We start from the raw sequence: 25,796 nt of genomic DNA on the forward strand, positions 1-25,796 counted from the left end.
CGACAGGCCATGAGCCAATCCACCTGGAAGTACTCCCGCCGCCATCCCTCCTGCGTCGACTGCGAGCGGGAATTCGCCGATGGCGAGGCCCACTACTCGGTCCTGCGGGTCGACGACACGGCGGCGCTCCTGCGGGACGACGTCTGCAAGGCCTGCTGGAACGAGGAGCGCGAGGGCAGCGGAGACCTGTGGTGGAGGACACGGCGCCAGATCGAGCGCCGTGGTGGCCTGCAAGTCGACATGGAAGCTCTGGAGCACGTGTTCCACCAGTTGGCGGAGCGCGACGAGCCGCGCCTGCGCGAGCTGCGCTACGTCCTGTGCCTGCTGCTGATGCGTAAGCGACGCCTGCTCCTGGGTCGCGCGACCCGGCGCAAGGGCGGCGAGTACATGCTCGTCCGCCGGCCCCGCCGCAAGGAGGAGATCGAGGTCGAGGTCTTCGACCTGGGCACCGAGCGGCTGGACGAGGTGCGCGCCATGCTCCAGAGCCTCTTCGAGGGGGAGGGGCTGACCGAGGAGAGCCAGCTGACCGGCGAGGGCGAGCCTTCGGCCGACGGCAGTGTTGGAGCCAGCGACGGCGACAACAGCGACGACAGCGACGAGGCCGACGAGGCCGACGAGGCCGACGAGGCCGACGAGGCCGACGAGGTGGTTGCTGTTGCATCCGAGCCCGCGGATGCCGGCGACGGCTCCGAGGGGCGTCAGGACCTTCCGACGGGCAACTGACCCGGGCGCCGCGGAACCGGTCGGCCGGTCGCGGCGGCCGCGCCGGCAGCCGGGCCGTTCCACTTTCTGCCACCGCGCCGCGCGGGGACTGGTCGCGGCCTGGCCGCGAACGGCTCGTTCGGGCGCCTGGGCCTGGTCGAGTGCTCCACTTTGCCCCACCGCCTTGACGGGGTCGTGGGGGCCCCTCGCCGGCGCCCGGAGTGGCGCCAGCCGAAACCCCACCCCGGCCAGGTCCCCGGAATGGCCCTCGAATGCGGGATCTATTCCAGGACGAGGGGATTCCTACCACACGAGTTGGCGCTCGGTGGCATGATGTGCCGATAGGTGGTGGAGGGTGGAGCGAAGTGCTCAGCGCGTCTGGGCAGCCCCCGAGTGGGGCTCGCGACGATCGTTCCTGACCCGCCCGGCCGTGGGCGCCCCGACGGGGTGCCTGGACGTCGACGAGATCGACGGACGGTCCCGCGGGCCTGAACGCCGCCGCCCCCCCGACCCGGTCGGGATTCGCGCGCTGAAAGCCATTCGGTCGTGTACGGAAAGTCCACTCACAGTCTCGACGCCAAGGGTCGCGTCTTCGTTCCCAAGCGCCTGCAGTCTCACCTGCCGGTCGGGGACGACGGCCAACGTCTTGGAATGTTGTCTCGCGGCTTCGACGGCTGCCTGGCTCTGATGAGCCCGGAAGAGTTCGAGCGCGAGATCGCCCGTTTGGAGACCGGCCTCTTCGCCGGGCCCGAGGGCCGTCGTTTCCAGCGCATCTTCTTCTCGTCGACCTTCCCGGTCACCCTCGACAAGTCGGGCCGCCTGCAGATCCCCAAGGAGCTGCGGTCACTGGCAAAGCTGCCCGAAGAGTCGAGCGTCGAGCTGATCGGCATGCGCGGTCGGATCGAGATCTGGGGCGCCGACCACTGGCGAGACGAGGTCGAGTCGCACAGCGACGACTTCGATTCCATGGCCCCGCAGGTCTCCGATCCGTGGTCGTCCCAGAGCGGGACGGCTGGCGGCGGCGCGGGAGAGGGGGCGAGGTGATCGCCGTGGCGGAAAGGCAACCCGTCCACAGCCCCGTCCTCGTGGCTCCGATCCTCGCGGCCTGCGAGCGGGTGCTCGGCACCGATCCCCGGGGTTGGTTCGCCGACGCCACGGTGGGGGCGGGCGGGCACTTGACCGCCGCCCTCGAGCGCTTCGAGGGTCTCTGCGGTGTCGGCTTCGACTGGGACCCCGACTCCCTGGCGGAGGCCCGCGCGAACCTCGAGCCCTTCGGCGATCGAGTGCGCCTGGCGCGGTCGGCCTTCGCCGAGCTCGAGTCCGGCCTGGCGGCGACCGAGGTCGAGCGCCCCTTGGCGGTCCTGGCCGACCTGGGCGTGTGCTCCCTGCACTTCGACCGCCCCGAACGGGGCTTCTCGGCCCTCAAGGACGGTCCCCTGGACATGCGGATGTCGCCCGACGTGGAGCTGACCGCGGCCGAGATCGTCAACTCCTGGTCCGAGGAGCGTCTGGCCGACCTGTTCTTCATCGAAGGTGGCGAGCGCCGCTCGAGGCGCGCCGCCGCGGCGGTGGTGGAGGCGCGCCGGCGTGTACCCTTCCAGCGCACCATGGCCCTGGCCGAGACGGTCGAACGCGCCCTCGGCCCCGGCGGCAAGGTCCACGCGGCGACTCGCGTGTTCCAGGCCCTGCGCCGCGCGGTGAACGACGAGGGCGGGCAACTGGAGCACGGCCTGGCGGCCGCCGAGCGCGCCCTGGCCCCCGGGGGGCTGTTGGCGATCATCAGCTTCCACTCCGGCGAGGACGGCGTCGTGAAGCGCTTCCTCGCCGCAGCCGCCAAGGCCGGCCGCTTCGAGTCGGACGGGAACAAGCCCGTTGGGCCCGAGCGTTCGGAAGCTCTGGCGAATCCGCGTTCGCGCTCCGCGCGCCTGCGTACGGCCCGCCGCACCGACGTCCCCGCCCCCGCGGAGGAACGCCCGTGACCCGCGGCGTGCCCCTCTACCTGCTCGGAGTGTCCTGCGTCGCCTTGGGGCTCGCCGTGGCCTGGATCCAGTCCGAGAACCACGCCGTGGCCGACGAGCTGCAGCGCACCGAGCGCGCCAACCTCGACCTCGAGGTGCGGATCGAGGCCCTGGACAACGACTGCGTGATGGAAGTTCACCGGGTCCTGGCGGGCGAGCCCGCCGTCCTCGAGCCCGGCATCGACGGCGAGGTGATCCAGTGAGCCCCGCCCTGCTGGATCGTCGTCAACGCAACGTCACCGGCGCCGGCTTGTTCCTGCTGCTCAGCCTGGCCCTGGTGGGCGTGGGCGCGCGCATGGGCACCCTGGCCCAGACGGTTCCGACACCCGCCAAGCGGCTGACCCACGATCGCGGCGAGTTCAAGCAGCCGCCCTTCTTCACCCTGCTCGATCGAGACGGGCGCGCCCTGGCTCGATCCCTGCCGACCTACGCCGTCGAAGCGTCGCTCTACAACCTGTGGCTCGGCCACACGCCGGAGCGGATCATCGACGGCCTGGCCGAGGCCCTCGACCTGGACGACGCGGGCCGCGACGAGCTGCGCGACACCATGCTCGACCTGGACCAGGCGGGGGAGCGGCGTGTCACGCGCTGGCCCTTGACCCAGGTCGAGGCCCTGGCCCTGTCCGAGTGGATCGGCGCCGGGGGCCCCGGCGACTCCGGACGGCCCGTGCCCGGTTTCCGACTCGAGCGGTACGCGCCCGATCCTGACGTGGCCGACGCGGTCGCGCTCCTGGCCGATGTGTCCGGCCCCTTCTTCGAGCTCGTCTGGCGGCCCCAGGTGGTGCTGTCGGAGGAGACTCGCGAGCGCGTCTGCTCCGAGCTCGATGGCATGCGCGGAGCGGCGGCCCGTTGGGTGCGCGTGCTCGGGCAGGGCCTGGCGCCCTTCTTCGAAGCGGCGCGCGAGAGGGAGCTGGCCCTGATGCGCGCCAAGGGTGAGGCCGACGCACCCCGCTACCACGTGCTCGCGGCGGACATCGCCCCCAGCCGTGGTCTGGCCGCCGAGCTGCGCTCCATGCTGGTCGGCGACGCCAACGCTCCCGATCCCGACGAGTGGATCTTCGTCGGGCCCCTGCACGAGTGGGTCTTCGACGGCCTGATGCCCCGCCGCCACGCGGAGCTGGCCGCCCTGCTGCCCGTCGAGCACCTCGAGACGGTGCGCGCGTTGATCGAGTCCGAGGACATCTCGGCCTACCAGCTCTGGCTCCAACCCACCGCGGAGCGCGTCTATCCGTTGGGGGAGTCCGGCGTCGTCGGCTCCTGGGAGTGGTTGCCGCCGCTCGATCCCGAGCCCACCGTCGACGGGCGCGATCCCGATCCGGTGCTGCGTCCTTCCCGCGGCCTGGAGCACCTCGGCTTCACGGTGTTGCGCGCGATCGAGCAGAGCGAGGGCCCCGAGATCCCCCTGGTGGAGGACGGCCTGACCCTGCGCTTGGATCACCTCGTGGCTGGGGAAGGCGACGAGCTTCAGCGGCTCCTCTTGCGCCCGCGCCGACCGGGCACGCCGCGCGACTACTACCTCGACCGCCGCGACGGCATCCATCCCGCCGAGCTCGAGACCACACTCGACCTGGACCTGCAGGCCTACCTCGGCCAACGCCTCCAGCGCGTGGTCGAGGGGCAGGACGCGGCCCTGGTCATGGCCGTGGCGATCGAGTTGGAGTCGCGCGAGGTCCTGGCCATGGACTGGCGCTCGAAGTACGGCTCGATCACCTTCCCGCCGCTGCAGCACGGCTTCACGCCCGGCTCGACCTTCAAGCTGGTGACGATGGCCCTGGCGCTGCAACAGGGAGTCGTCACGCCGAATGAGTTGATCAACGTCGGCGAGGGGCAGTTCCAGGTGAGCCCGCCCGAGGGGCGTCGGGGCAGGGCCCGCATCATCCGCGAGGCCGAGGGCTTCGCGCGCGGCGTGATCACGGCCGCCATGTGCGTGGCGCGCTCGTCCAACGCCGGCATGGTGCAGATCGGCCTGCGCGTCCCGGTCGCCGTGTGGAAGCGCGCCACCGCGGACCTCGGCTACGGCACCGCGGCATGTCCCGAGCTGCTCGCTTCGGGCCTGCTCAACGTCGACGGGCAGATCGGCGAGAGCGACACCCGCGGGGGCGACCCCTGGGAGCGCCGCCGCAGCCACGCCTCGGTCTCCTTCGGCGATTCGATCACGACCACACTGCTGCAGCACGCCGCGGCCATCTCGGCCCTGCTCGACGACGGCGCCTGGCGTCCACTGCGTTTCGCCCGCGGGCTCGAGGTCGATGACGGCTACCACGAGCTCGTCGACGCCCGCAGCTGCCAGGTCGTGCGCCCCGAGATCCCGGGTCAACTGCGCGCGATGATGGCCATGGGCGCCACGATCGGAACCGGCAAGGACCTCGTGCGTCCGGCCGGCTTGACCCTCTACAGCAAGACGGGCACGACGGAGAAGCTGGCCTTCGACGTCTGCGAGCACAAATACCGCAGCGAGTACTCCCACGCCCTCGAAACGGGCGCGGACTGGGACGACGCCGCGGTGCGCAGCCGACTGCGCGGGGACTTCTCCCCGCGCCGGGCGTGCTACGTGCCTTCGATCGTCGTCATGGCCGCGCACCCGGAGACGGGGCGCGAGGTGCTGGTCATGCTGGTCGTGGACGACCCGCACGGCGACGAGAAGTTCGGCTCGAAGGTCGCGGGTCCCGCCGCGGTCGACGTTCTCTGCCGCGCGCTCGGACTGCGCGCGCCCTCCGAGCCGGTCGCGCAGGCGCAGGAGCAGCCGGTCCTCGATCTGGCCCCCGGCGCCGACTTGCCCTGGGCCCCCGCCGCCTCGGCCGCAGCGGAGGTTTCGCCGTGGTGAACCTCGGTCACCTCGTGCGCGACTTCGGCGGGCGCGCCGTGGGACTCGACGGGCCTGGCCCCGACGTGACCGACGTGCGCCTCGACAGCCGCCAGGTCACCGCCGGCGACCTGTTCGCGGCCCTGCCCGGTGCGGCCGCCGACGGGCTCAGCTTCGCGGGACAGGCCGTGGCCAACGGCGCCGTGGCGCTCCTCGCTCCCGAGGATGCGGGCGCGCACCTGGCCAGCGTCCCCGACCTGCGCGGCGTCCCGGTCTGGCTCCACGGCGAGGCCCGCCGCGCGGTGGGCGAGGCCGCCGCTCGCGTGCACGGCGACCCCTCGGCCAAGCTGGACGTGATCGCCGTCACGGGCACCAACGGCAAGACCACCGTGGCCTGGCTAGCCACGCAGTTGTTGCGGGCCGCCGGTCGCCGCCCGGCCTTCGTCGGCACGGTCGGACACGAGCTGAGCGCCGGGACCCTGGCGCCGACCCGCAACACCACCCCCGATGCCTGCGATCTGCAGCGGCTGTTGGCCGCGCACCTGGCGGCGGGGGGCGATTGCGTGGCCCTCGAGGCCAGCAGCCACGCCCTGGTCCAGGACCGCCTCGCCGGGTTGCACCTGGACGTGGCGATCTTCACCAACTTGACCCGCGACCACTTGGACTACCACGGCGACATGGCGAGCTACGCGGCCGCCAAGCGTCGCCTGTTCGAGTCCCTGCCCGAGGGCGGCACGGCGATCGTGCCGGCCACCGGGGAGTACGCGGAGTTCATGGCTCGCGCCGCCGCCGAGCGCGGCGCGCGGGTCATCACGTACGGCATGGGGTCCCGAGCGGACCTGCGTGCCACTCGACTTGTCGTGTCGCCCGAAGGTTCCACCTTCGCCATCGCTGGAATGGGGATTCCAACAAGCTCGGATCTGGTCACTGTCTCCGGGCGACACAACGTCGAGAACGCACTGGCGGCATTCGCCGCCGTGCTGGTTACGGGAGCGAGCCCTGACGCGCTGCGTTCAGGGCTGCGTTCCTGTGACCCCACGGCCTCTCACGACCGAATCTCTCTCTCTCTGCCCCCGGGGCGTCTCGAGCGCGTCTCGGCCCCGGGGCACCCCTTCCGCGTGTTGGTGGACTACGCCCACACGCCGGACGCCCTGCGCGCGGTGCTGACGGCCCTGCGGGAGGAGCTGGATGCTGCGGGCGAAGGCCGGCTGATCTGCGTCTTCGGCTGCGGCGGGAACCGCGATCGCGGCAAGCGAGCGCCCATGGGGAGCGTGGTGGGGGAGCTGTCCGACGTGGCCGTGTTGACCAGCGACAACCCGCGCGGCGAGACGCCCGAGGCGATCATCGACGAGGTGCTCGAGGGCCTCGTCGGCGCCCAGACGGAGCTGTTGGTGGAGGTCGATCGCCGCGATGCGATCGAGCGCGCCATCGGCCTCGCCCGGCCGTGCGACGCGGTGCTGATCGCCGGCAAGGGGCACGAGGACTACCAGATCCTGCCCACGGGCCGGATCGAGTTCGACGACCGCGCCGTGGCACGGGAGGTGCTCGGATGATTCGACTGACTTTCAAGGAACTGCTCGCGGCCACCGGTGCACGGGAAGTTCGGCCGCACCACGGCGAACCCATGGTCGGTGTCAGCACGGACTCCCGTTCCGTGCGACCTGGCGAGCTCTTCGTGGCCCTCTCCGGCCCCAACTTCGACGGCACGCGCTTCGCGCCCGGGGCCGCCGCGGCCGGCGCGGCCGCGCTGCTGGTGCGCGAGGGCGGCATGCTCGACCTCGAGGCCCTGCCGCCGGGCATCGGCGTCGCGGTGCACGACGACCCCCTGCGGGCTCTCGGTGACCTGGCGGCCTGGCATCGTTCGAGACTGAAGGCACCCGTGATCGCGATCACGGGTTCCTGCGGCAAGACCTCCACCAAGAACATCCTGGCCCAACTGCTGCAGCAGGCGGGCGAGACCGTCGCCAGCCCCGGCTCGTTCAACAACGCCATCGGCGTGCCCCTGACCCTGTTCCTCGCCGACGAGGACACGGACTTCGTGGTGGTCGAGGTGGGGACCAGTGGACCGGGCGAGATCGCGGCCCTGTGCCGCATCGCGCGACCGGACGTGGGCCTCGTGACGAACGTGGGGGCCTCGCACCTGCTCGGGCTCGGCTCTGTCGACGGTGTGGCCGAAGAGAAGTCGGCCCTGCCGGCCAGCCTCTCCGACACGGGCCTGCTGATCGTCAACGACGACTGCCGCTACTCGAAGCTGATGCGCTCGCGCAACCGCGGACGCACGATCGGGTTCAGCGTCGACGGCGACGGCGCCTCGGACCTGGACGCCACCGACGTGCTGTTCCACTCCGGAGGGACGAGCTTCCGACTGGACGGCGTCGAGGTGGCCTCGCCGCTCCTGGGGACGCACAACGTGCAGAACCTGCTGGCGGCTCTGGCCGTGTGCGACGGGCTGTCCGTCCCGCGCGCCAAGGTCCTGCCCGCGGTGCAGCGCCTGGCCGGCGCCCGTCGGCGCATGGAGCGCCACGAACTCGGTGAGCTGACCGTGTTCGACGATTCGTACAACTCGAACCCGTCCTCCGCCCTCGCCGCCGTGCGAGTGCTGGAGGGCCTGTTCGGCTATCGCCGCCGCGTGCTCGTGCTCGGGGACATGCTCGAGCTGGGGGAGCTCGCGGCTGAACTCCACCATCAGGTGGGAATGGAAGCGGCCCGCGCGGGCCTGGAAGTAGTCGTCGCCGTGGGGGAATTGGCGAAGGCTGCTGCAGCGGGCGCGCTCGAGGGAGGGATGCCACCGGAGGCGGTGCACCACCTCGAGCGCGCCGAGGATGCGGCGCGCGTCGTGCCGGACCTGGTCCGGCACGGCGACGCCGTCCTCGTCAAGGCCAGCCGCGCGCTGGCCCTCGAACGCGTCGTCGACGCGCTCATCGCTCGCCACCGCCGCGAGGCCTGCTGAAATGCTCGCGGAACTGCTCGGTCGCCTGTTCGGCTACTCGCTGTTCGACTACCTGTCGTTCCGCACGGCCATGGCGGCCATGACGGCGTTCGCCCTGGCGCTGATCACCGGGGGTCCGACGATCGCCTGGCTGCGCGCGCGCAGCGTGCGCGACAACGTCGACACGAGTGGTTCCGCGGACCTGGCCGAGAAGGCTCGGCAGGGCGGCAAGAACGACACCACCACGATGGGCGGGGCCTTCCTGATCGTCTCGCTCCTGGCGGCGGTGCTGCTGTGGGCGGACGTGACCTCGATGCCGGTCGTGCTGGCGGTGGTGCTGACCGCCGGCCTGGGCGCCGTGGGCTTCGTGGACGACTACCGCAAGCTGACCGAGCCCGAGAGCCGCGGCCTGACGCGTCGGGCCAAGCTGGTGGGCATGAGCGTGGTCACCCTGGCGGTGCTGGTGGCCCTGGTCCAGTTCGCCCTGCTGCGCGAGAGCGAGACCCTGCTTGCGCTCTATCCGCCCCTGTTCAAGGACGCGCGCATCGACTTCCTGGCCTGGGGTCCCTTGGGCTTGGTGGTCTTCGTCGGCTTCCAGTGGCTGGTGGTGGTGGGCACCGCCAACGCCGCCAACATCGTCGACGGTCTCGACGGCCTGGCAGCCGGCTGCATGGCCATCTCGGGCCTCGCGCTGACCCTGTTCTGCTACGTCACCGGTCGCGCCGACTGGACCGCCTACCTGAGCCTGCCCCACGTGCCCGCCGCCGGCGACATGGCCGTGGTCGGTGGGGCCCTGTGCGGCGCGTGCCTCGGTTTCCTGTGGTTCAACGCCTACCCGGCCAAGGTCTTCATGGGCGACTCCGGCTCGCTGCCCCTGGGCGGCCTGTTGGCCTGGATGGCCGTGGTCTCGAAGCAGGAGCTGGTGCTGCCCCTGATCGCGATCGTGCTGGTGGTCGACCTGGGCTCGTCTTGGTTGCAGACCTTCTGGTACCGCCGCTCGGGCGGCCGCCGCATCTTCACCTGCGCGCCCGTCCACCACGGCCTTCAGCTCTACGGCGGCGTCTTCAAGCGGCGCGCCGAGGGCATCCACGAAGTCACCGTCGTGATCCGCTTCTGGATCCTGGCGATCGTCGGCGCTCTCGCGAGCCTGGCCCTCTTGAAGGTGCGCTGAATGGTCCGCGTGCCCCTCCCCAGGTCGCGCCGCGACCCCGCCGCCGACAGCGGTCTGAAGCAGCTTCGCATCGGCGACGTGCTCCAGAGCGTCGTGCGGCATGTTGAGGACGCCGACCCCTCGCGGCCGGCCCGGCGCCTGTTCGCGGTGACCCTGGCGCTGCTGGGCTTCGGCCTGGTACTCCAGGCCAGCCACGCCGCGACGACCCTGGGCCCGGGTCAGTTCCGCGTGGACCTGCTCTGGGAGGTCGCCTTCCGCTCCGTGGCACTGGGTGTGCTGCTGGTCGCCGCCATGGTCGGTCCCGCGCGCCTGCGCCCGCTCTTGCCCCTGGTGATCTGTGGCGCCATCGCGCTGCTCGTCTGCGTCTGGGTGCCCGGCCTCGAGGCCCCCTACAACGGCGCCCACCGCTGGGTGCACCTGGGTTTCAGCCTGCAACCGTCGGAGCTGGCGCGCGTGGCGCTGATCCTGTGGATCGCCGATCGCACGGCCAAGATGGGGGACAAGGGGCGCACCTACGGTCGCCCTGTCTTCAAGACCCTGGCCCTGGTGACCCTCTTCGCGGGCCTGATCGGCCGTCAACCCGACCTGGGCGGGGCGCTGGTCCTTCTGATCTGCGCCTTCGCGACCATGTGGGAGGGCGGCGTGGACATCAAGCGCGCCGGTGCGCCCTTCCTGCTGCTGGTCGCCACGGTCTTCGGCTTCGTCGCCGCCGTGCGCCCCTACGTCCGCAGCCGCCTGGGCATGTGGTTCGGGGACGTCCAGAACGACCAGGTCGCCGCCAGCATCGAGGCCCTCTCGAACGCCGGGCCGGTGGGCACGGGTCTCGGCCTGGGCGTGCTTCGCAACCAGGGCTTCCACTACAACGACTCGGACTTCGTCTTCGCTCTGGTGGCGGAGGAGTTCGGTTGGTTCGGCATGGCCCTCGTGCTGCTGTTGCTGTTGGCCTTCCTGGCCTTCGCGCTGCAGCTCGTGGCCTCGATCCGCGATCGGTTCTGCGCGACCGCCGCATTCGGGCTGTGTATCTCGGTCCTGTTCCAGGCCCTTGTACACGTCCAGGTCGTCGCCGGAGTCGCGCCCCCCAAGGGAATGACGTTGCCGTTCTTGAGTGACGGCGGCACATCGTTGATCGTGTCCTCACTAGCGGTCGGTCTCGCCATAGGCGCCGGTCGCAGACACCGCACGGAGTGAAATCAGATGCAGGAGATCGAACGCTACGGACTGATCACGCTGCTCTTCCTCGTCGTCTCGGCGGTGGCCGTCTCCCTGTGGGACGGCTCCGACTCGAACGCGACGAGCGAGGGCGGGCCCCTGCCCCTCGTGGCTGACGTCGACCAGGCCCAGGTGGGCCGGGACTCGGCGGCGCGCGAGAACCGGCGTCGGGAGAGCGAGCGCCTCACCAGTGGGGCGCCGGTCGCTGAGCCCACGGGCCCCGCCGGCAACGCGAGTGCCCAGACCCGCGGAACGGCCGCAACGGCCGCAACGGGCGCGGGAGAGGAGCGGGGCCAGCGCGGACCTGGCGCGGCCGATTCCGAGGCCAACCGCCTGGCCAACGCCAGATCCGCGGGTGCGGTGCCCCAGGACGGGAGCAGGGGCGAGGCGCCGAGCCCGACTTGGTCGCCGGACGGCCGTCGCTTGACCCCGGCCGATGCCGACAAGGACCCGGCCCCGACCGCGTCGGAGCGCGAGGCACTCCTGGCCGCCCGAGCTGCCGCCGAATCGAACCGGACCGGCGACCGACGGGAAGGTCCCGTGTCTCCGGTGGGCGATGGCACTGTCGAGCGCCCGGGCGCCCGGAAGACCGCGGGAGCCCATGGCCTCGGGGGTGCCGCCAACGCGCCGCTGCAGGTCAAGCTGCCCGAGGGGGAGACCCTCTCCCACCTGGCCCAGCGCTACCTGGGCAAGGCTTCGCGCTGGCAGGAGATCGCTGCGGCCAACCCGACCCTGAACCCTGACAACGTGTTGGCGGGCACCCTGGTCACGATCCCGCGCACGGACGATTCCGTCCCCGCGGCAGCCCCGTCTTCATCCGGCAGGGACGCCGATTCCAAGTCGGCCGAGCCGAGTGCGTCCCTCGCCGAATCGGCGCGGGCCAAGACGGCAGCCGCCGACAAGGCCCAAGGCGCGGGCATGCCGTCCGGGACCCGCGCCTATGTGGTGGCCCGTGGCGACAGCGCCTGGAAGATCGCGGAGCGCGAGTTGGGCAGCGGCGCTCGCTACGTCGAGTTGGCCGCCCTCAACCCGAGCCTGAACCTCGATCGCCTGACCGAGGGCGCGACGCTCTACCTGCCGCTGGGGGCCGTGGCCTCGAATGGTCCCGGACGACGGAGCGGCGTCCGATGAGCCGAGGGCTCCTGACCGTCCTGCTGCTCGGTAGTGCGGCTGTGGTCGGCGCTCACCTGGGATCCTCGATCGACTCGGCCGCCGGCGCCGTGGCGCGGGCGATCGAAGTCGGTCGCGGTTCCACCGCCCTGATCGACGCGGCCCAGGCCCTGGGGCTCGGCGACGATCCCTCGGCGGCCGATGCGTCGGGGATCGAGGGCGTCGGAGCCGTCCTGATCGCTACCGAGGGCGAGAACGAGACGATCCTCGTCGCCAGCGCAGTAGAGCTCGACGGCCAGGGGTGAGTATCGTCGTGGCTTCGCAGCGCGCAGGCCACACCGAGACGCCCCCCCTCCGTCCTTGACCGCCTCCATCCAACCTTCGATCCCGACCCCCCTGCGGCTGGCCCTGGCCGGCGGCGGGACGGGCGGGCACCTGGCTCCGGGTCTGCACCTGCTCGACTGGCTGGTCGAGGCACGCGGCCTGGACGACGTCCTCTGGCTGGCCGGGGACCGTCGCGTCGACCGACGCATGCTGGCCGACCTGGCGGCGCGCCTGGACGGGGTGCCGGCGCGGGTTCGGTCCCTGGGGATCGAGGGCGGCCGCGACGCGGCCCCTTCCCACGGGACCCAATTGGTGCGGATGCCCGTCGCGTTCGCGCGCGCCCGTCGAGCGCTGGTGGAGCACCGCAGCGAGCTGCTCCTGGGCCTGGGCGGCTACGTCAGCCTGCCCGCGGTCCTGGCAGCACGCAGCCTGGGGATCCCGGTCGTGTTGCTCGAAGTCAACGCGGTGATGGGCGGAGCCACCCGACTCCTCTCGCCCCTGGCGGCGCGGATCCTGCACTCGGTCCAAGCGAGCATGCCCACCGGCGCTCCGAAGGACAGCCGTCACCGCGTCAGCGGCCCGCCCCTGGCGCCGGTCTACACCCAGGACGATGGGGCGGCTCAGGCGGAGGCGTCGGCCTTCGTTGCCGCGCTCGGACTCGATCCTGCGCGGCCCCTGCTGCTCGTGCTCGGGGGCAGCCAGGGGGCGGGTCCATTGAACGGCTTCGTGCGCGAGCACCTGGATCTGTTGTTGGAGGGCGGCGTGCAAGTCCTGCACCAGGTTGGACCCGGTCGTCGCGACGAGGGGGCGGCGGACCGGCCGGGCTACCGCGCCGTGGAGTTCGTCGATCCGACCCATCGGGCCCTGCGCGCGTCGACCGCGGTCCTGGCCCGCGCCGGCGCTTCGAGCCTGGCGGAGATTGCCGCGCTGGGCGTGCCCGCGGTGCTCGTGCCCTACCCCCAGGCCAGTGGCAATCACCAGCAGCTCAACGCCGCGCAGCTCGGCGCTGGCGTCGTCGTGCTGCCCCAGGCCCAGCTCGACGCGGAGCGCGCCTCGGCCCTGGCGCGCCTGATTGGCGAGGAGGGCGCAGAACGCAGGACCAGCATGGCCGCCGAACTTCGTCGCCGCGTGCCTGGTGACGGTTCCGCGCGACTTGTCGTCAAGCTCGAAGAGCTGCTCGGACGCACGATCGTCGAGCGCGCGCCCCGCGAGGTCGCGGTCCCCGCGGGGGGCGAGCCCCTGCACCCGGCCCTGCCGCGGCGCATCCACCTGCTCGGCGTCGGTGGCGCGGGCGTGTCGGGCATGGCCCGCCTGCTGGTTGCCCGCGGCCACCGGGTCAGCGGGCACGATCGCAGCCCGTCGCCCGCGCTCGAGCGGCTCGCCGCCCTCGGAATCGAGGTGCGCCACGGCGACTCGTCCGCCGACGGCCTGCCGCCTGAGGCCGAGCTTGTGGTGCGCTCCGCGGCCGTGCCGGAGGACGATCCCCAGGTCGAAGCGGCGCGGGAGCGGGGCATCCCGGTGCTGAAGTACGCGGCCGCCCTGGGGCGGCTGGCCCCGGCCGGCCGGACCCTGGCGATCACGGGCACCCACGGCAAGACCACCACCTCCTGGTTGACCCTGCACGCCCTGCGCGCGGCGGTTCATGAACCCACTCCCGGTGGGCTGATCGGCGGGGTGTGCCTCGACCTCGCCACCAACGCGATCCCGCCCGGACCCGACGGTTGGTTCGTGGTAGAGGCCTGCGAGTTCGACCACAGCTTCCTCGAGCTGCGTCCCACCGCCGCCGCGATCACCAACGTCGAAGCCGATCACCTGGACTGCTACGGCGACCTGCAGGGGGTGATCGACGGCTTCAGCGCCTTCGCGGCGCGGGTCGACCCTGGCGGACTGTTGGTCGTGGGGGCCAATGTGCCCGAGCGGGTCGAGCGGGCGGCGCGCTGCGCGGTCTGGCGCCTGGGGCGTGAGTTGATCGTGACGCCGCGCGGCCAGCGGGACGGCCACCACGCCTTCGCCCTCGCCGGGCCGGGCTTCGAGCTGGACCTGGTGGTGCCCGGGGTGCCCGGCCGCTTCAACGTGGAGAATGCGGCCCTGGCACTGGCCCTGGCCGTTCACGCAGCCGGCCCCGGCCGGGCCGCAGCGGCCGCCGAGGGCCTGGCGCGCTTTCGCGGTGCCGGTCGCCGCTTCGAGCGCTGGCTCGACGAGGAGGGCCTGGCCGTCGTCCACGACTACGCGCACCATCCGACGGAGGTCCGCGCGACCTTCGAAGCGGCGCGCGAGGTGTTTCCCGATCGACGCCTGGTGGTGCTCTTCCAGCCGCACCAATACAGCCGCACGGCGCACTTCCTCGAGGAGTTCGCGGCCGCATTGGCCCTCGCCGACGAGGTGCTCGTGTCCGACGTCTACGGCGCGCGTCGGCCCGCTCCCGGTGAGCCCTCCGCCGAAGCGCCGGATCTGGTCGCGCGAATCCAAGTGGCGGGCACCGCGGCCCTGGCGGCGGGTAACCTCTGCGCTGCCACCGAAGCCCTGGCCCAACGCTTGACGCCGCCCTGCGTCGCGATGGTCATCGGCGCGGGCGACGTGGAGTCCATAGCCCATGATCTCCTTGGAAGACTGGCCCTGCGCGGCGGTTCGCAACGCTGACCTCGCCGCTCGCACCACCCTGAAGGTGGGGGGCACGACACCCCTCTTGCTCGAGCCCGGCGATCCCGAGGAGCTGCGCCGCGCGGTGACCTGGGTGCGCGAGCGCGGCTTCGAAGTGCGCATCCTGGGCGGCGGTGCGAACCTGATCATCGCCGACGGCGAGGTGCCCGGCCCGGTGATCGCCACCGATCGGATTCGCCGCGCCTTCCGCTACGTGCCCTTCGAGCTGCGGATGGACCTGGGCGGCTCGCGCGAAGAAGAAGAGGCCGACCCCTTCGTCGAGGTGCAGCCGCGCCAGCACTTCCCCGAGTCCGAGCCGACGCCGCGCCTGGTGGCCTGGGCCGGCGCTTCGATGCCCGGCCTGGTCGGCATGTCCAAGCGCCTGGGTTGGAGCGGGATCGAAGGCTTGGCCGGGGTACCCGGCTCGATCGGGGGCGGCGTGGCCATGAACGCCGGCGGCTCGTGGGGCGACCTGTGGGACGCGGTCGAGCGCGTGCGCGTGATCGACGAGACGGGGGAGTTCAAGGATCTGCTGCGCGCCGACTGCCAACCGAGCTACCGCAACGGCAACCTCGGTGGGGCGATCGTGGCCGGCGTGGTGCTCGAGTTCGAGCCGAGCCACCCCAGGGTGGTCGACGAGGAGGTGCGCCGCTACCTGCTCCACAAGCGCCAGGTGCAACCGGTCACCGAGCAGTCGGCTGGCTGCGTCTTCAAGAACCCCGACCCCGAGCTCTCGGGCGGCCGCAGCGCGGGGCAGCTCGTGGACGAGGCCGGCCTCAAGGGTCGCACCCGCGGCGGTGCCCAGGTCTCCGAGAAGCACGGCAACTTCGTGGTCAACCGTGGCGGCGCGACCGCCGCCGACGTGCTCGCGCTGATCGAGGAAGTGCGCCAAGAGGTCGCCAGCCGCTTCGGCGTGGAGCTGGCCACCGAGGTCAAGCTCTGGGGCGTCTGAGCGCTCTGGCCCGGCCGCCGTGCGGGGCCACCGCGCGGGGCCACCGCATCCGGAGCCGCCGGTCGGAAACGTCGGGGCCGACGTCAGCCGGTGCCCGTGGCGCACCGATGGGAAGCCGGAAGCTCTTTGTATCGAGAGGGTTAGCGCAGCCAGTCCGGCAAGCGGGGCGCAGCGTGGACTGAACCACCAAGGTTCTGGGCCCAGCGCCCGATACCTGGTGTGCGGCCGCGGCACCCACCGAAGCCGACCCCCACCGCAGGGCGGACCGACCCCCACTTCCCCGTGTCCCCCCGGGCCCCGTCTCGCACGGAACCCATTGCCCTGCGACCCCCCTTTCGGAATCTCGCGGGTGCCGCGGCCGCAACTCCATTCGCCGGTCGGAGCTGATCGGTGCGGCGTCAGCCCTCCAGGATCAACGAGGTCGTGAAGGAGATCGCCAGCACGTCGCCGGCGCCGGGCACGTCGAAGACCAGGGCAGCGTGCCACAGGGTCGAGCCCGCGAGGGTCGCTGGGGCGCCGCTGGGCAGGGCGAAGGTCGCCGTCGCTGAACCGTCGGGCGCGAGGAACCCCGAACTCCCGATCAAGGGCGCAGTGCCCGGATGGGAGAGGGTGAGCAGGGTGTAGCCGTCGACCGTGAGGGGCAGGGTCAGGCCATCGACGAGGGGACCCGCGGCTGTTCCCGTCGCGCTGCCGAGCACCAGGTAGAAGCGGTTGCCCAGGCCGCCGCAACCGTCCAGCGAGAGGGTCTGGGTCCCGCCACTCGCGAGCGAGAGGCTGGCGGGTGCGCTCGACAGGGCCAGAGCCTGGGCGGCTGCGGTCCCGAGCACGTACACGGCGCCCGAGCGGGGCGCCGATGGATCCGCCAGCGGAGCGCCGACGAACGCGCCCAGGGAACCGAGGGCGACGGACCGTCCGAATTGATCCAGAGTCTGGGTGCTGTCCGGAACGACCTGCGTGTGTTCCGTGAAACCATTCGGCGTGCGCTCGAACAGGTGCGCCGAGCCCTGGCCGAGCGGACCGCCGCCCGGCGCGCCGGCCAGGATCCAATCGCCGCGGATGTCCACCGAGGTGCCGAGTTGGGCGTTGCCCGGCACACTGGTCGAAGCCAGGGTCGCGACCTCGACCCAGCCCTGGCCCGCGACCCAGTCGTAGACCGCGCAGGCACCGGACAGGCCGGCGGTGACGTTGGCGAGGGGCGCGCCGATGACCGCTGTGTCACCGTCCACGGCCACCCAGGCTCCGGCGAATGCGGGGCCCGAGGCCACCTGGGGCACCAGCTTCTGCTGCTCGACGAACAAGCCCGCCTGTCGCTCGAAGTAGTAGACCGCGCCGGCGTCCTCGCCGCCCTCGTCGTCGTGCCGCGCTCCCACCAACAGCCGGTCGCCGTCGAGGGCGAAGGACAGTCCGAAGTGGTCGTGCACGTGCGAGCCCGAGGACGCGAACGTCTGCACCAGTTGCCAACCGCCGGGCCCTGGCTCGAAGTGGTAGGCCCGGCCGGCTACAGGGGCTACGTCGTCGGCCACGTGCATCCCGACCAGGATCGTGTCGCCGTCGACGGCGCAGGACTCGCCGAAGCGTTCCTTGACCAAGGGCTGGGGGGCGACGAGCTTCGCCTGCTCGGTCCACGTGCGGCCGGTGCGCTCGAAGACGTAGGCCGCGCCCGCCTGGACCACGGTGCCGTCCGCCGTGTTGGCGCCCACCACCAAGCGCTCACCGTCGAGGGCGACCGAGTAGCCGAAGGTGTCGTTGGGCGCCGCGTCCGAAGCGGTCAGGACAGTCTCGAGGGTCCATCCCGGGGGGCTCCACTGGTAGACGTAGACCGCGCCGGCACCGGGGCCGGCGCTCGAGTCGAAGCGGGCGCCGACGACCAGGGTCGTGCCGTCCACGGCCAGGGCGTAGCCCAGTTGGGAGTTGAGGTCCCCGTCCGTCAGCAGGTCCAGTTCACACTGGGCTGCTGCAGTGGGCGCGGTCAGGGCAAGGGCGACGAGCAGGCTTCGGACCTTCGAGTGGCGCATGGCAAGAACTCCTGGATGCCGCGAGGCTAGGCCGTGTCGACGGCTCCAGCCAGGCCCCCGATCGCAGATCGCTTCCAGGTCAGGGGGCGAGAGGCCGCCGGGGGTGGGCTAGACTCTCACCCTCGCACGCCATCGGGGACGGCGTGCGACGTCGGCGTCCCAGGTGGGGGCGCGCGACGCGCCCAGATCCCCGCTTCATCCCGAAGGAGATCCGACATGGATCCCGCTTCTCAAGTCGCGTCCGGAGCCGAGTCGGCTGCCGGCGCTGACGCCTCGCAGGGCCCCTTCCCCCTCTCGACCCTGCGCCACTCGGTGTCGCACTTGATGGCCTCGGCCGTCGAGCGGCTGTACCCGGGCACGAAGTTCGGTTTCGGTCCGTCGATCGAGCACGGCTTCTACTACGACATGGAGCTCCCGGAGCCGCTCGAGGAGAAGGACCTCAAGCGGATCGAGAAGGAGATGCGCCGCATCGCCAAGCAGACCCCGCAGATGGTCTGCACGGAGCTCTCGCGCGACGAGGCCAAGGCCAAGCTCGCGGCCCAGGATCAGACCTACAAGGTCGAGGCCGTGGACCTGATCCCGGAGGACGAGACGATCACCTTCTGGTCCCACGGAGACTGGGCCGACCTGTGCGAAGGTCCCCACGTCGACCGGCTCGACCGCGAGTTCCACTTCAAGCTGCTCAGCCTCGCCGGCGCCTATTGGCGCGGCGACGAGAAGCGGCCGATGCTGCAGCGCATCTACGGCACCGCCTTCTGGACCAAGGAGGACCTCGAGGCACACCTGGCCTGGCTCGAGCAGGTCAAGCTGAGCGACCACCGCCGTATCGGCACCGACCAGGACCTGTTCTCGGTCCACGCCGAGGCCGGTGCGGGCTTCGTCTTCTGGCACCCGCGCCTGGGCGTCGTGCGCAAGGAGATCGAGGACTTCTGGTGGCACGAGCACCGCGTGCGCGGCTACCAGCCCGTGTACACGCCGCACGTGTCGCGCGAGGACCTGTTCGCCGTCTCGGGTCACCTCGAGAACTACGGCGAGATGATGTACGCCCCGATGGACATCGAGGACATCCCCTACCGGGTGAAGCCGATGAACTGCCCCGGGCACATCCTGATCTACCAGAACCGTGGGCGCAGCTACCGCGAGCTGCCCCTGCGTTGGGCGGAGCTCGGCACGGTCTACCGCTTCGAGAAGTCCGGCGTGGTCCACGGCATGCTGCGCGTGCGCGGCTTCACCCAGGACGACAGCCACATCTTCTGCACCCCCGACCAGCTCGCCGACGAGATCGCCGGGGTGCTCGAGCTCGTGCGCACGATCCTGGACGCCTTCGGCTTCAGCTTCACCGCCTACCTGGCCACCCGGCCGGAGAAGGCCATCGGCGAAGAGGACATCTGGGAGCGCGCCATCGACGCCCTGCAGCGCGGCGCGCAGAAGGCCGGAATCGAGCTCGAGCTCGACGAGGGCGGTGGCGCCTTCTACGGCCCCAAGATCGACTTCAAGGTCAAGGACGCCATGGGTCGCGAGTGGCAGCAGTCGACGGTCCAGTGCGACTTCAACCTGCCCGATCGCTTCGATCTGACCTACACCGACACGGACGGTCACAAGAAGCGGCCGATCATGGTGCACCGCGCCATCCTGGGCAGCTTCGAGCGCTTCGTCGGCGTCTTGATCGAGCACTTCAGCGGCAAGTTCCCCTTCTGGCTCGCGCCGGACCAGGTGGCCGTGATCCCGATCCGCGAGGACCACGCGGACTATGCCCGCGAGCTGACCGCGCGTATGGAGCGTGAGGGTTTCCGTGTCAACTGCATGGATGACCCGAGCCACATGAACAAGCGCATCAAGCACGCCCAAGGGGATCAGACACCGTTCATGCTGATCGTCGGCGAGCGCGAAGCGGCTGAAGGCACCTGCGCCGTGCGCCCGCGCGGCACCCGCGACCAGGTGGACATGCCCTTCGAGCGCTTCCTCGACCTGGCCCGCGACCTGCGCGCCAGTCGGGCCCTGGAGTTGCCGAACCTGTCGCCCGCGACGTAGCGGGGGTGAGACTCGGAGTTCCGGGTGCCTGACGCGCACCCGGAGCTCCGATTCTCGACCTTCGAGCTGTAACCTCGAGCCGCGCGACCAGTCCTGAGGCTGGAGACCTGACTTGAGCCTGTTCCCCATCTACGACTTGAGCTCGGCGTCGGTGGACCCCGAGCGGCCAGAGCCCGAGGGCACGAAGGCGAAGTTCTGGTTCGAAGCGACCGACGAACTGGCTGCCCGATTGGGTGTGCGCGTCGAGGACGCGGTGCTCTACAAGTTCCATCGCCTCGATCAAGGCCGCTACCGCGGCGAGGACTGGGCCGAGAAGATCGCGGCGGAGCTGGCCGGGTTGTTGGGGTTGCCCGCAGCTCAGGTGGACCTGGCACGCTACGACGGTCGTCGAGGTATCGTCAGTCCAAGCTTCCTGCGGCGCGAGTCACCCACGGGCAATCGCCAGTACGCCGCGCTGACATCGGGGGATCGACTGCTTCAGGAGGACGATCCGGACTATCCGATCGACCGTCACGATGGTCGGCAATTCCGCCGGGTCTCGAGGCATACGCTGGCGTCGATCCTTGCGGCCATCGACCGCCGCCCCGACGGGACCGAAGTGGGCGCACCTCGGACGGGACTCGCTCGATCAGACTCTGCCCCCGCCGGCGGGGGCGTTGAGGTCCGCATCCCGGCAAGCTTCTTCATGGTCGGCTACCTGATGCTCGACGCGTGGATCGCGAACACGGATCGCCACCATGGCAACTGGGGCGTGGTTCAGGAGCCGTCCGGCGGGCTGACCCTAGCGCCCACCTTCGACCATGCTGCGAGCTTGGGGGCGAGCCTACTCGAGGCGAAGCGGGCCGCGAAGCTGACCGGGGGGGTGACCATGGCGTCGAGGGATTCGCCCGATCCACCAAGAAAGGAGCCCGCTCAGCGATCTTCCTCTCTGAATGCGCGGAGGCTCCGGCATTCATGCACGACGTCTGGCGTGCGGCGTCTGAGCGCTACCCCGAGGCGGGCTCGCGGTGGCTCCAGGCTCTCGAGGCAGTGGAGCCCGAGGCGATTCGGACCCTGTGCGCTCGAGTCCCGGAGGAGTTCATGAGTCAGGACGCGCAGGAGTTCACCTGGCGGCTACTGGTCTACAATCGTCGGCGACTCCTCGAAGTGAACCAATGAGCGAAGCAACCCTCTATATCGCCTGGCAAGACGCCGAGCGGCGACGCTGGTACCCGGTAGCGCGTCTGGATCGCAGCGCAGATCACTTCGTCTTCGAGTACCTGCGCGGTGCTGCAGCCGCGGCGACCGAGAGTGAGTTCGGTGGATTCCTCGAGTTTCCGTCGACGTTGGATCGCTACCGATCGAAGGAGCTCTTTCCGTTGTTTCGCAATCGGATCCTCTCCAAGAGTCGACCGGAGTACGCCGACGTGATGCATTGGCTCGACCTCGAGGCAGGCGAGCTCGAGCCGATCGACGCCGAGCTGGAGGTTCTGGGGCGCTCCCACGGATTGCGTGGGACGGACCGGCTCCAGCTCTTCGCGCCGCCTCGACTCCGGGAGGATGGCCGGTGGGGCGTGACCTTCCTCGTACATGGCAGTCGCCACCTCAAACGGCGCGGGGGCGAAGTCTTCGAGGCGCTGGCCCCTGGCGACCGGCTACTGCCCATGCTCGACATGGAGAACGAGCAGGATCCCGGAGCGGTGTGCCTGCGGACGGACGATGGCCACAGCTCGGGGCTCCTGGTGGTGGGCTACTTGCCGCGATTCTTCGCGCCATTCGTGTATCGAGCGCTCGAATCGCAAACCGCCGAGATGCGAGGGCGGGAACCCATCGATGTCGCCATCGAAGTCGTGCGGGTCAACTCAGCGGCGACGACGCCCATGGCCTACCGCTTGCTCTGTCGGATGACGTGGCCGTCTGACAGCGTGGTAGGGGCGAGTATGCCGGGCGAGTCGTTCGAGAGCGCGGTGGGAGATGAGGGCGTCGCCGCGCAGCTGAATCCTCTGCGCCGGCATCCCGCGTGACCAGCACTTCCAGCGCAGTGAGTCGACGCGGTGAGGCGCCGGTCGTTGCGGTCCTCGCCGGGCTGCTGGCCCTGTCGCTTCCTGCCTGCTCGGCGGGGGATGATCCCGGGGCCGGGCGCGGGCCGGACATCATCCTGATCAGTCTCGACACGGTCCGTGCGGATCGCCTGAGCTGCTACGGGAACCCGGCCGAGACGACGCCGTTCCTCGATCGCACCGCGGCCCTGGGTGTGCGCTTCGAGCATGCCTACAGCTCGGCGCCGCACACGGCGCCGAGTCACATGAGCCTGTTCACCGGGCTCGATCCGATGGCCCACGGGATTCCCAACAAGCCGGCCGGGCGGGGGGAGCTGCGGATGGTCAATCCGGGGGTTCCGACCCTGCCCGAGGTGTTGTCGGCCAACGGGTACCACACCCTGGGCATCACGGATCGCGGGCAGCTCTCGCCGGCCATGGGCTTTGGGCGCGGCTTTGACGAGACCTACTTCAAGTACTCGAAGTTCGACGAGAAGCTCGACGCCTTCGGGGACCTGGTGGCCGAGGTGCCCGACGACGGCGCGCCGCTGTTCGTCTTCTTCCACAGCTACGAGTGCCACGCGCCCTACCTGCCGCCCCTGGCCGTGATGCGTCGCTTCTGCGACATGGAGTACCGGGGCGAGTTCCGTACCCGCTACGACAGCCTGCGGCGCAGTCCGACGGGCTTCCTCACCACCCAGGCGGGGCGCTTCCTGGAGCGCTTCCCCGGGATGGGGGACGAGGACCTCGCTTGGCTGCAGAGCCTCTACGACGCGAACCTGTCCTTTGCCGACAGCCAGGTGGCGGAGCTGTGGCGCCGGTGGGCCGAGCTGCGCGATGCGGACAACACGGTCCTCATGGTCGTCTCCGACCACGGCGAGGGCTTCGGCGAGCACGGCTTCCTCGGGCACCCCGCACGCCTCGAACGCGAGCTGCTGCGGGTGCCGCTGATCGTGCGCGGTCCCGGCGTGGGCGTGGGCGTGGTCGACGAGCCCGTGCCCACCAGTGGCCTGCTCGCGACGGTGCTGGAGCTGATCGGTATCGACGCACCGAGCCACGCCGAGCCGAGCTTCGTGGACGCCCTGCGCGATCCGAGCCGCGCCCCGGCACCCCGCGCCCTGCATCAGCAGCTCGTCGGCATCCCCGGCGACCGGCGCAGCGATGCGGTCGCCGTCGGCGGCGTGCGCCTCCTGCGCCGTCCGGGTCCCGAGGACGTGCTGTTCGATTTCCCCGGCGATCCGCTCGAACAGTCGCCCCTCGAGGCCGGCGAGGCGCGCCTCGAGCCCCTGCGCGAGGCGATCAGCGAGCGCAGGCGAGTGGGCATGGAGTTCCGCGACCGATTCCCAGCCGAGCTCGCCGATCCGGACGAGACAGATCGCGCAGACGAGCTCGAGGCCCTGGGCTACATCGAGGGCGCAGACGAGCGGTGAACTCGGGTTGTAGACTCGTGCCCATGATCCGGCGTCCCTCGACCCCTCTCGCCGTCGCCGCGCTCGGCCTGGTCAGTGCCTGTGGTGGCGGCGGCCCCGAGAGCCCGCCGGACATCCTGCTGATCAGCCTCGACACCCTGCGGGCCGACCGCGTGTCCGCCTACGGCTCGAGGCAGGAGACGACCCCCAATCTGGACCGCATCGCGGCCTCCGGGGTGCTCTTCTCCGAGGCCTGCTCGCCCGCCTCGCAGACCGCACCGAGCCACGTCAGCATCTTCTCCGGCTTGGATCCCTTGGCCCACGGAGTGCGCAACACGTCGCGCTACGACGAGAGCTCGACGCGCCTGGCCGACAATGCGCCGATGCTCAGTGAGCTGGTCCAGGCCGCCGGTTGGTACACCGGCGTGATCGGCGACACCGGCAACGTCCATCCGGACATGGGCTTCGACCGCGGCTTCGACTTCCAGGTCTTCGGGATGCAGCAGCTGCCCGCGAAGCTGCCCCAGGTGAACGACTTCTGTGACGAGGTGCCGGACGGCCAGCCGGCCTTCCTCTTCGTGCACACCTATCAGATCCACTCGCCCTACGTGCCGCCGGCGCGCTACTTCGGCAAGTTCGCCGACCAGGAGTACCAGGGGGTCTTCCGCCAGCGCTACGACCGATTGGTCGGCAAGCCGATGTCGGCGGTGTTCGGCGAAGCCGCCGAGTTCCTGACCGAGTTCGAGGGCATGGGGCCGGACGACGTGGCCTGGCTGTCGGACCTCTACGACGACAACGTGCGTTGGACCGACTTCGGCATCGGCAAGCTGCTCGAGATCTGGAGGGAACGTCGCGGCGAGGACTCGATCGTGATCGTGCTCTCCGACCACGGCGAGCAGTTCGGCGAGCAGGGCAACCTCGGGCACCGCACCGGCCTGACCCGCGTCTTGACCCATGTGCCGTTGATCGTGGCCGGCCCAGGAGTCGGTCGGGGCGTCGTCGATCGGCCCGTGAGCTTGACCGGCATTCCCGCGACCCTCTGCGACCTGCTCGGGCTCGAGATGCCTGCGGCCTTCCAGGTTGGCTCCTTCGCCGATGCGCTGCGGGATCCCGCCACCTTCGCGCCCGGCGGCCCGGCCTTCGAGCAGCTCCTGATCGGTCGCAAGGCCGGCTTCTTCGAGGGTGTCACCGACGACCGCTGGCACCTGGTGCGTGCGTCGGTGGACGGCGACGTGACCGAGAGCCTGTTCGACCTGGACTCGGACCCCAGTGGCCTGCTCGACGTGCGCGACCAGCACGAGGAAGTGGTCGGGTCGCTGCTCTCGGAGCTCTCCGACCGGCGGCGGCAGAACGTGGACCTGCAGACGCGCTTCGCGACCCTGCGCGGCCCCAGGCTCTCGGTCCAGCGCCAGCAGGAGCTCGAGGCCCTGGGCTACACCGATCGGTAGGGCTGCGGGCGGATCTGCCCTTCAGCAAGCACGATCAAGCACCGCGGACTTGGCCGGCCGAGGCTGGGGCCATGCAACAGACTCAGCCGACCGTGACCGAACCCCCCGCCCGCTCGGACCAGGACTATGCCGCCCGCATCCGGCGGGCCCAGCGCCTGCTCGAGGAGCGGTTGTCCGAGGACCTGCCCCTGGCCGAGGTGGCCGCGGCGGCGGGCCTTTCGCCCTTCCACTTCCACCGGCTCTTCCGCGGGCTCGTCGGCGAGCCGGTCGCGGCCCATGTGCGGCGCCTGCGCCTCGAGCGTGCCGCCCACCGGTTGGAGCAGACCGACGCCGACATCCTGTCGATCGCCCTCGACGTCGGCTACGGCAGCAACGAGGCCTTCACCCGGGCCTTCGCACGGCAGTTCGGCGTGGCCCCCTCGACCTACCGAGCCGAGGGTGCCTCCAGCGGTGGGGGCGGCGATAGGGAGGGTGACGGCGGAGGCGACGATCTGCCGCCGATCGACGTGCGCCTCGAGCCACGCGAGCCCGAGCGCGTGGCCTGCGTACGCCACGTGGGCCCCTACTCCGATGTCGCGAGCGCCTGGAAGACCCTCTTCAAGTGGGGTTGGCGACACATGATCTTCGGCCGCCCGGCGATGTTCGCCCTGTGCCACGACGACCCGGAGGTGACCCAGCCCGAGCGCTGCCGCTACGACGCCTGCCTGGTGGTCAAGGCCAGCGCGAGGATCGCCGGACCGGTCAGCGAGATCCGCCTGCCCGGCGGCAACTTCGCCGTCGTCCGGCACCGCGGACCCTACGACGGGTTGGGCCAGACCTACGCCGCCCTGTTCGCCCGCGTCGCCTCGGGCCCGATCGACGGCGAATGGCGCCGCCTGGGCGACCCGCCCTCCCTCGAGCGCTACCTCAACGATCCGCGCAAGACGGCACCGGAAGACCTCGAGACCGAGGTTTGGATGCCGCTGGTCTGAAGAACTCGCGGGTAGATCGAGGGGTCGCGCCGAGTTAGAGCAACGC

General features: G+C 71.0%; 20 protein-coding genes. 19 read left to right on the forward strand and 1 reads right to left on the reverse strand.

The genetic code is table 11. From position 1 onward, the window contains the following. Positions 1–9 precede the first annotated feature (9 nt). From Pla133_RS26110 to murB, 13 genes are all read left to right on the forward strand, one after another. Positions 10–723: a hypothetical protein gene (locus tag Pla133_RS26110; RefSeq protein WP_419192257.1), complete on the forward strand. Its 714-nt coding sequence runs from the start codon at positions 10–12 to the stop codon at positions 721–723. Positions 724–1,248: 525 nt separating this feature from the next. Further along, positions 1,249–1,746: a division/cell wall cluster transcriptional repressor MraZ gene (locus Pla133_RS08635; RefSeq protein ID WP_145064514.1), complete on the forward strand. Its 498-nt coding sequence runs from the start codon at positions 1,249–1,251 to the stop codon at positions 1,744–1,746. 5 nt (positions 1,747–1,751) lie between these two features. Then, positions 1,752–2,681: a 16S rRNA (cytosine(1402)-N(4))-methyltransferase RsmH gene (rsmH, locus tag Pla133_RS08640; RefSeq protein ID WP_419192258.1), complete on the forward strand. Its 930-nt coding sequence runs from the start codon at positions 1,752–1,754 to the stop codon at positions 2,679–2,681. Further along, positions 2,678–2,923 carry a hypothetical protein gene (locus Pla133_RS08645; RefSeq protein WP_145064516.1) on the forward strand — a complete coding sequence of 82 codons (246 nt, stop codon included), beginning with the start codon at positions 2,678–2,680 and terminating at the stop codon, positions 2,921–2,923. Before rsmH ends, Pla133_RS08645 begins: the two co-directional genes overlap by 4 nt. After that, positions 2,920–5,544, forward strand: a complete 2,625-nt coding sequence (locus tag Pla133_RS08650) for a penicillin-binding transpeptidase domain-containing protein (protein WP_145064517.1) — start codon at positions 2,920–2,922, stop codon at positions 5,542–5,544. The genes Pla133_RS08645 and Pla133_RS08650 overlap by 4 nt, the downstream gene beginning before the upstream one ends. After that, complete coding sequence (locus Pla133_RS08655; RefSeq protein ID WP_419195437.1) at positions 5,538–7,076, forward strand: UDP-N-acetylmuramoyl-L-alanyl-D-glutamate--2,6-diaminopimelate ligase; 1,539 nt, start codon at positions 5,538–5,540, stop codon at positions 7,074–7,076. Before Pla133_RS08650 ends, Pla133_RS08655 begins: the two co-directional genes overlap by 7 nt. Beyond that, the gene (locus tag Pla133_RS08660; protein WP_145064519.1) at positions 7,073–8,473 is read left to right on the forward strand and encodes a UDP-N-acetylmuramoyl-tripeptide--D-alanyl-D-alanine ligase; all 1,401 of its coding nucleotides are present in this window, start codon (positions 7,073–7,075) and stop codon (positions 8,471–8,473) included. The genes Pla133_RS08655 and Pla133_RS08660 overlap by 4 nt, the downstream gene beginning before the upstream one ends. Before the next feature lies 1 nt (position 8,474). Next, complete coding sequence (gene mraY / locus Pla133_RS08665; RefSeq protein ID WP_419192260.1) at positions 8,475–9,623, forward strand: phospho-N-acetylmuramoyl-pentapeptide-transferase; 1,149 nt, start codon at positions 8,475–8,477, stop codon at positions 9,621–9,623. After that, on the forward strand, positions 9,624–10,811 hold the full coding sequence (locus Pla133_RS08670) for an FtsW/RodA/SpoVE family cell cycle protein (RefSeq protein ID WP_145064521.1): 1,188 nt from the start codon (positions 9,624–9,626) through the stop codon (positions 10,809–10,811). 6 nt (positions 10,812–10,817) lie between these two features. Then, the gene (locus Pla133_RS08675) at positions 10,818–11,963 is read left to right on the forward strand and encodes a LysM peptidoglycan-binding domain-containing protein (protein WP_145064522.1); all 1,146 of its coding nucleotides are present in this window, start codon (positions 10,818–10,820) and stop codon (positions 11,961–11,963) included. Beyond that, on the forward strand, positions 11,960–12,247 hold the full coding sequence (locus Pla133_RS08680; protein WP_145064523.1) for a hypothetical protein: 288 nt from the start codon (positions 11,960–11,962) through the stop codon (positions 12,245–12,247). The genes Pla133_RS08675 and Pla133_RS08680 overlap by 4 nt, the downstream gene beginning before the upstream one ends. A 55-nt stretch (positions 12,248–12,302) precedes the next feature. Then, positions 12,303–14,906: a glycosyltransferase gene (locus Pla133_RS08685; protein WP_145064524.1), complete on the forward strand. Its 2,604-nt coding sequence runs from the start codon at positions 12,303–12,305 to the stop codon at positions 14,904–14,906. After that, complete coding sequence (gene murB, locus Pla133_RS08690; protein WP_145064525.1) at positions 14,860–15,858, forward strand: UDP-N-acetylmuramate dehydrogenase; 999 nt, start codon at positions 14,860–14,862, stop codon at positions 15,856–15,858. Before Pla133_RS08685 ends, murB begins: the two co-directional genes overlap by 47 nt. 398 nt (positions 15,859–16,256) lie before the next feature. Here the strand turns inward: murB and Pla133_RS08695 are convergent, their stop codons facing one another. After that, positions 16,257–17,873 carry a hypothetical protein gene (locus tag Pla133_RS08695; RefSeq protein WP_145064526.1) on the reverse strand — a complete coding sequence of 539 codons (1,617 nt, stop codon included), beginning with the start codon at positions 17,871–17,873 and terminating at the stop codon, positions 16,257–16,259. 216 nt (positions 17,874–18,089) lie between these two features. Here Pla133_RS08695 and thrS point away from each other — a divergent pair, with 216 nt between their 5' ends. From thrS to Pla133_RS08725, 6 genes are all read left to right on the forward strand, one after another. Next, positions 18,090–19,904: a threonine--tRNA ligase gene (gene thrS / locus Pla133_RS08700; protein WP_145064527.1), complete on the forward strand. Its 1,815-nt coding sequence runs from the start codon at positions 18,090–18,092 to the stop codon at positions 19,902–19,904. A gap of 112 nt (positions 19,905–20,016) precedes the next feature. Next, the gene (locus tag Pla133_RS08705; protein ID WP_145064528.1) at positions 20,017–20,988 is read left to right on the forward strand and encodes a HipA domain-containing protein; all 972 of its coding nucleotides are present in this window, start codon (positions 20,017–20,019) and stop codon (positions 20,986–20,988) included. 70 nt (positions 20,989–21,058) lie between these two features. Continuing rightward, positions 21,059–21,907 carry an HIRAN domain-containing protein gene (locus Pla133_RS08710; RefSeq protein ID WP_145064529.1) on the forward strand — a complete coding sequence of 283 codons (849 nt, stop codon included), beginning with the start codon at positions 21,059–21,061 and terminating at the stop codon, positions 21,905–21,907. Between the two features lie 17 nt (positions 21,908–21,924). Then, complete coding sequence (locus Pla133_RS08715) at positions 21,925–23,352, forward strand: sulfatase (protein WP_419192263.1); 1,428 nt, start codon at positions 21,925–21,927, stop codon at positions 23,350–23,352. A 23-nt stretch (positions 23,353–23,375) separates the two neighbouring features. Beyond that, entirely contained in the window at positions 23,376–24,779 is a 1,404-nt protein-coding gene (locus Pla133_RS08720) for a sulfatase family protein (RefSeq protein ID WP_145064531.1), read from the forward strand. 71 nt (positions 24,780–24,850) lie between these two features. Further along, complete coding sequence (locus tag Pla133_RS08725; protein WP_145064532.1) at positions 24,851–25,750, forward strand: AraC family transcriptional regulator; 900 nt, start codon at positions 24,851–24,853, stop codon at positions 25,748–25,750. Positions 25,751–25,796 lie beyond the last annotated feature (46 nt).

Source organism: Engelhardtia mirabilis (assembly GCF_007748095.1).
In the GTDB taxonomy this organism is placed as follows: domain Bacteria; phylum Planctomycetota; class UBA1135; order UBA1135.

Excerpts from the sequence above, each read along its gene's own strand:
- Pla133_RS26110 (WP_419192257.1), top strand. The coding sequence starts at position 10 with ATGAGCCAATCCACCTGGAAGTACTCCCGCCGCCATCCCTCCTGCGTC.
- Pla133_RS08660 (WP_145064519.1), top strand. The coding sequence starts at position 7,073 with ATGATTCGACTGACTTTCAAGGAACTGCTCGCGGCCACCGGTGCACGG.
- mraY (WP_419192260.1), top strand. The coding sequence starts at position 8,475 with ATGCTCGCGGAACTGCTCGGTCGCCTGTTCGGCTACTCGCTGTTCGAC.
- Pla133_RS08670 (WP_145064521.1), top strand. The coding sequence starts at position 9,624 with ATGGTCCGCGTGCCCCTCCCCAGGTCGCGCCGCGACCCCGCCGCCGAC.
- Pla133_RS08675 (WP_145064522.1), top strand. The coding sequence starts at position 10,818 with ATGCAGGAGATCGAACGCTACGGACTGATCACGCTGCTCTTCCTCGTC.
- Pla133_RS08680 (WP_145064523.1), top strand. The coding sequence starts at position 11,960 with ATGAGCCGAGGGCTCCTGACCGTCCTGCTGCTCGGTAGTGCGGCTGTG.
- murB (WP_145064525.1), top strand. The coding sequence starts at position 14,860 with ATGATCTCCTTGGAAGACTGGCCCTGCGCGGCGGTTCGCAACGCTGAC.
- Pla133_RS08695 (WP_145064526.1), bottom strand. The coding sequence starts at position 17,873 with ATGCGCCACTCGAAGGTCCGAAGCCTGCTCGTCGCCCTTGCCCTGACC.
- thrS (WP_145064527.1), top strand. The coding sequence starts at position 18,090 with ATGGATCCCGCTTCTCAAGTCGCGTCCGGAGCCGAGTCGGCTGCCGGC.
- Pla133_RS08710 (WP_145064529.1), top strand. The coding sequence starts at position 21,059 with ATGAGCGAAGCAACCCTCTATATCGCCTGGCAAGACGCCGAGCGGCGA.
- Pla133_RS08720 (WP_145064531.1), top strand. The coding sequence starts at position 23,376 with ATGATCCGGCGTCCCTCGACCCCTCTCGCCGTCGCCGCGCTCGGCCTG.
- Pla133_RS08725 (WP_145064532.1), top strand. The coding sequence starts at position 24,851 with ATGCAACAGACTCAGCCGACCGTGACCGAACCCCCCGCCCGCTCGGAC.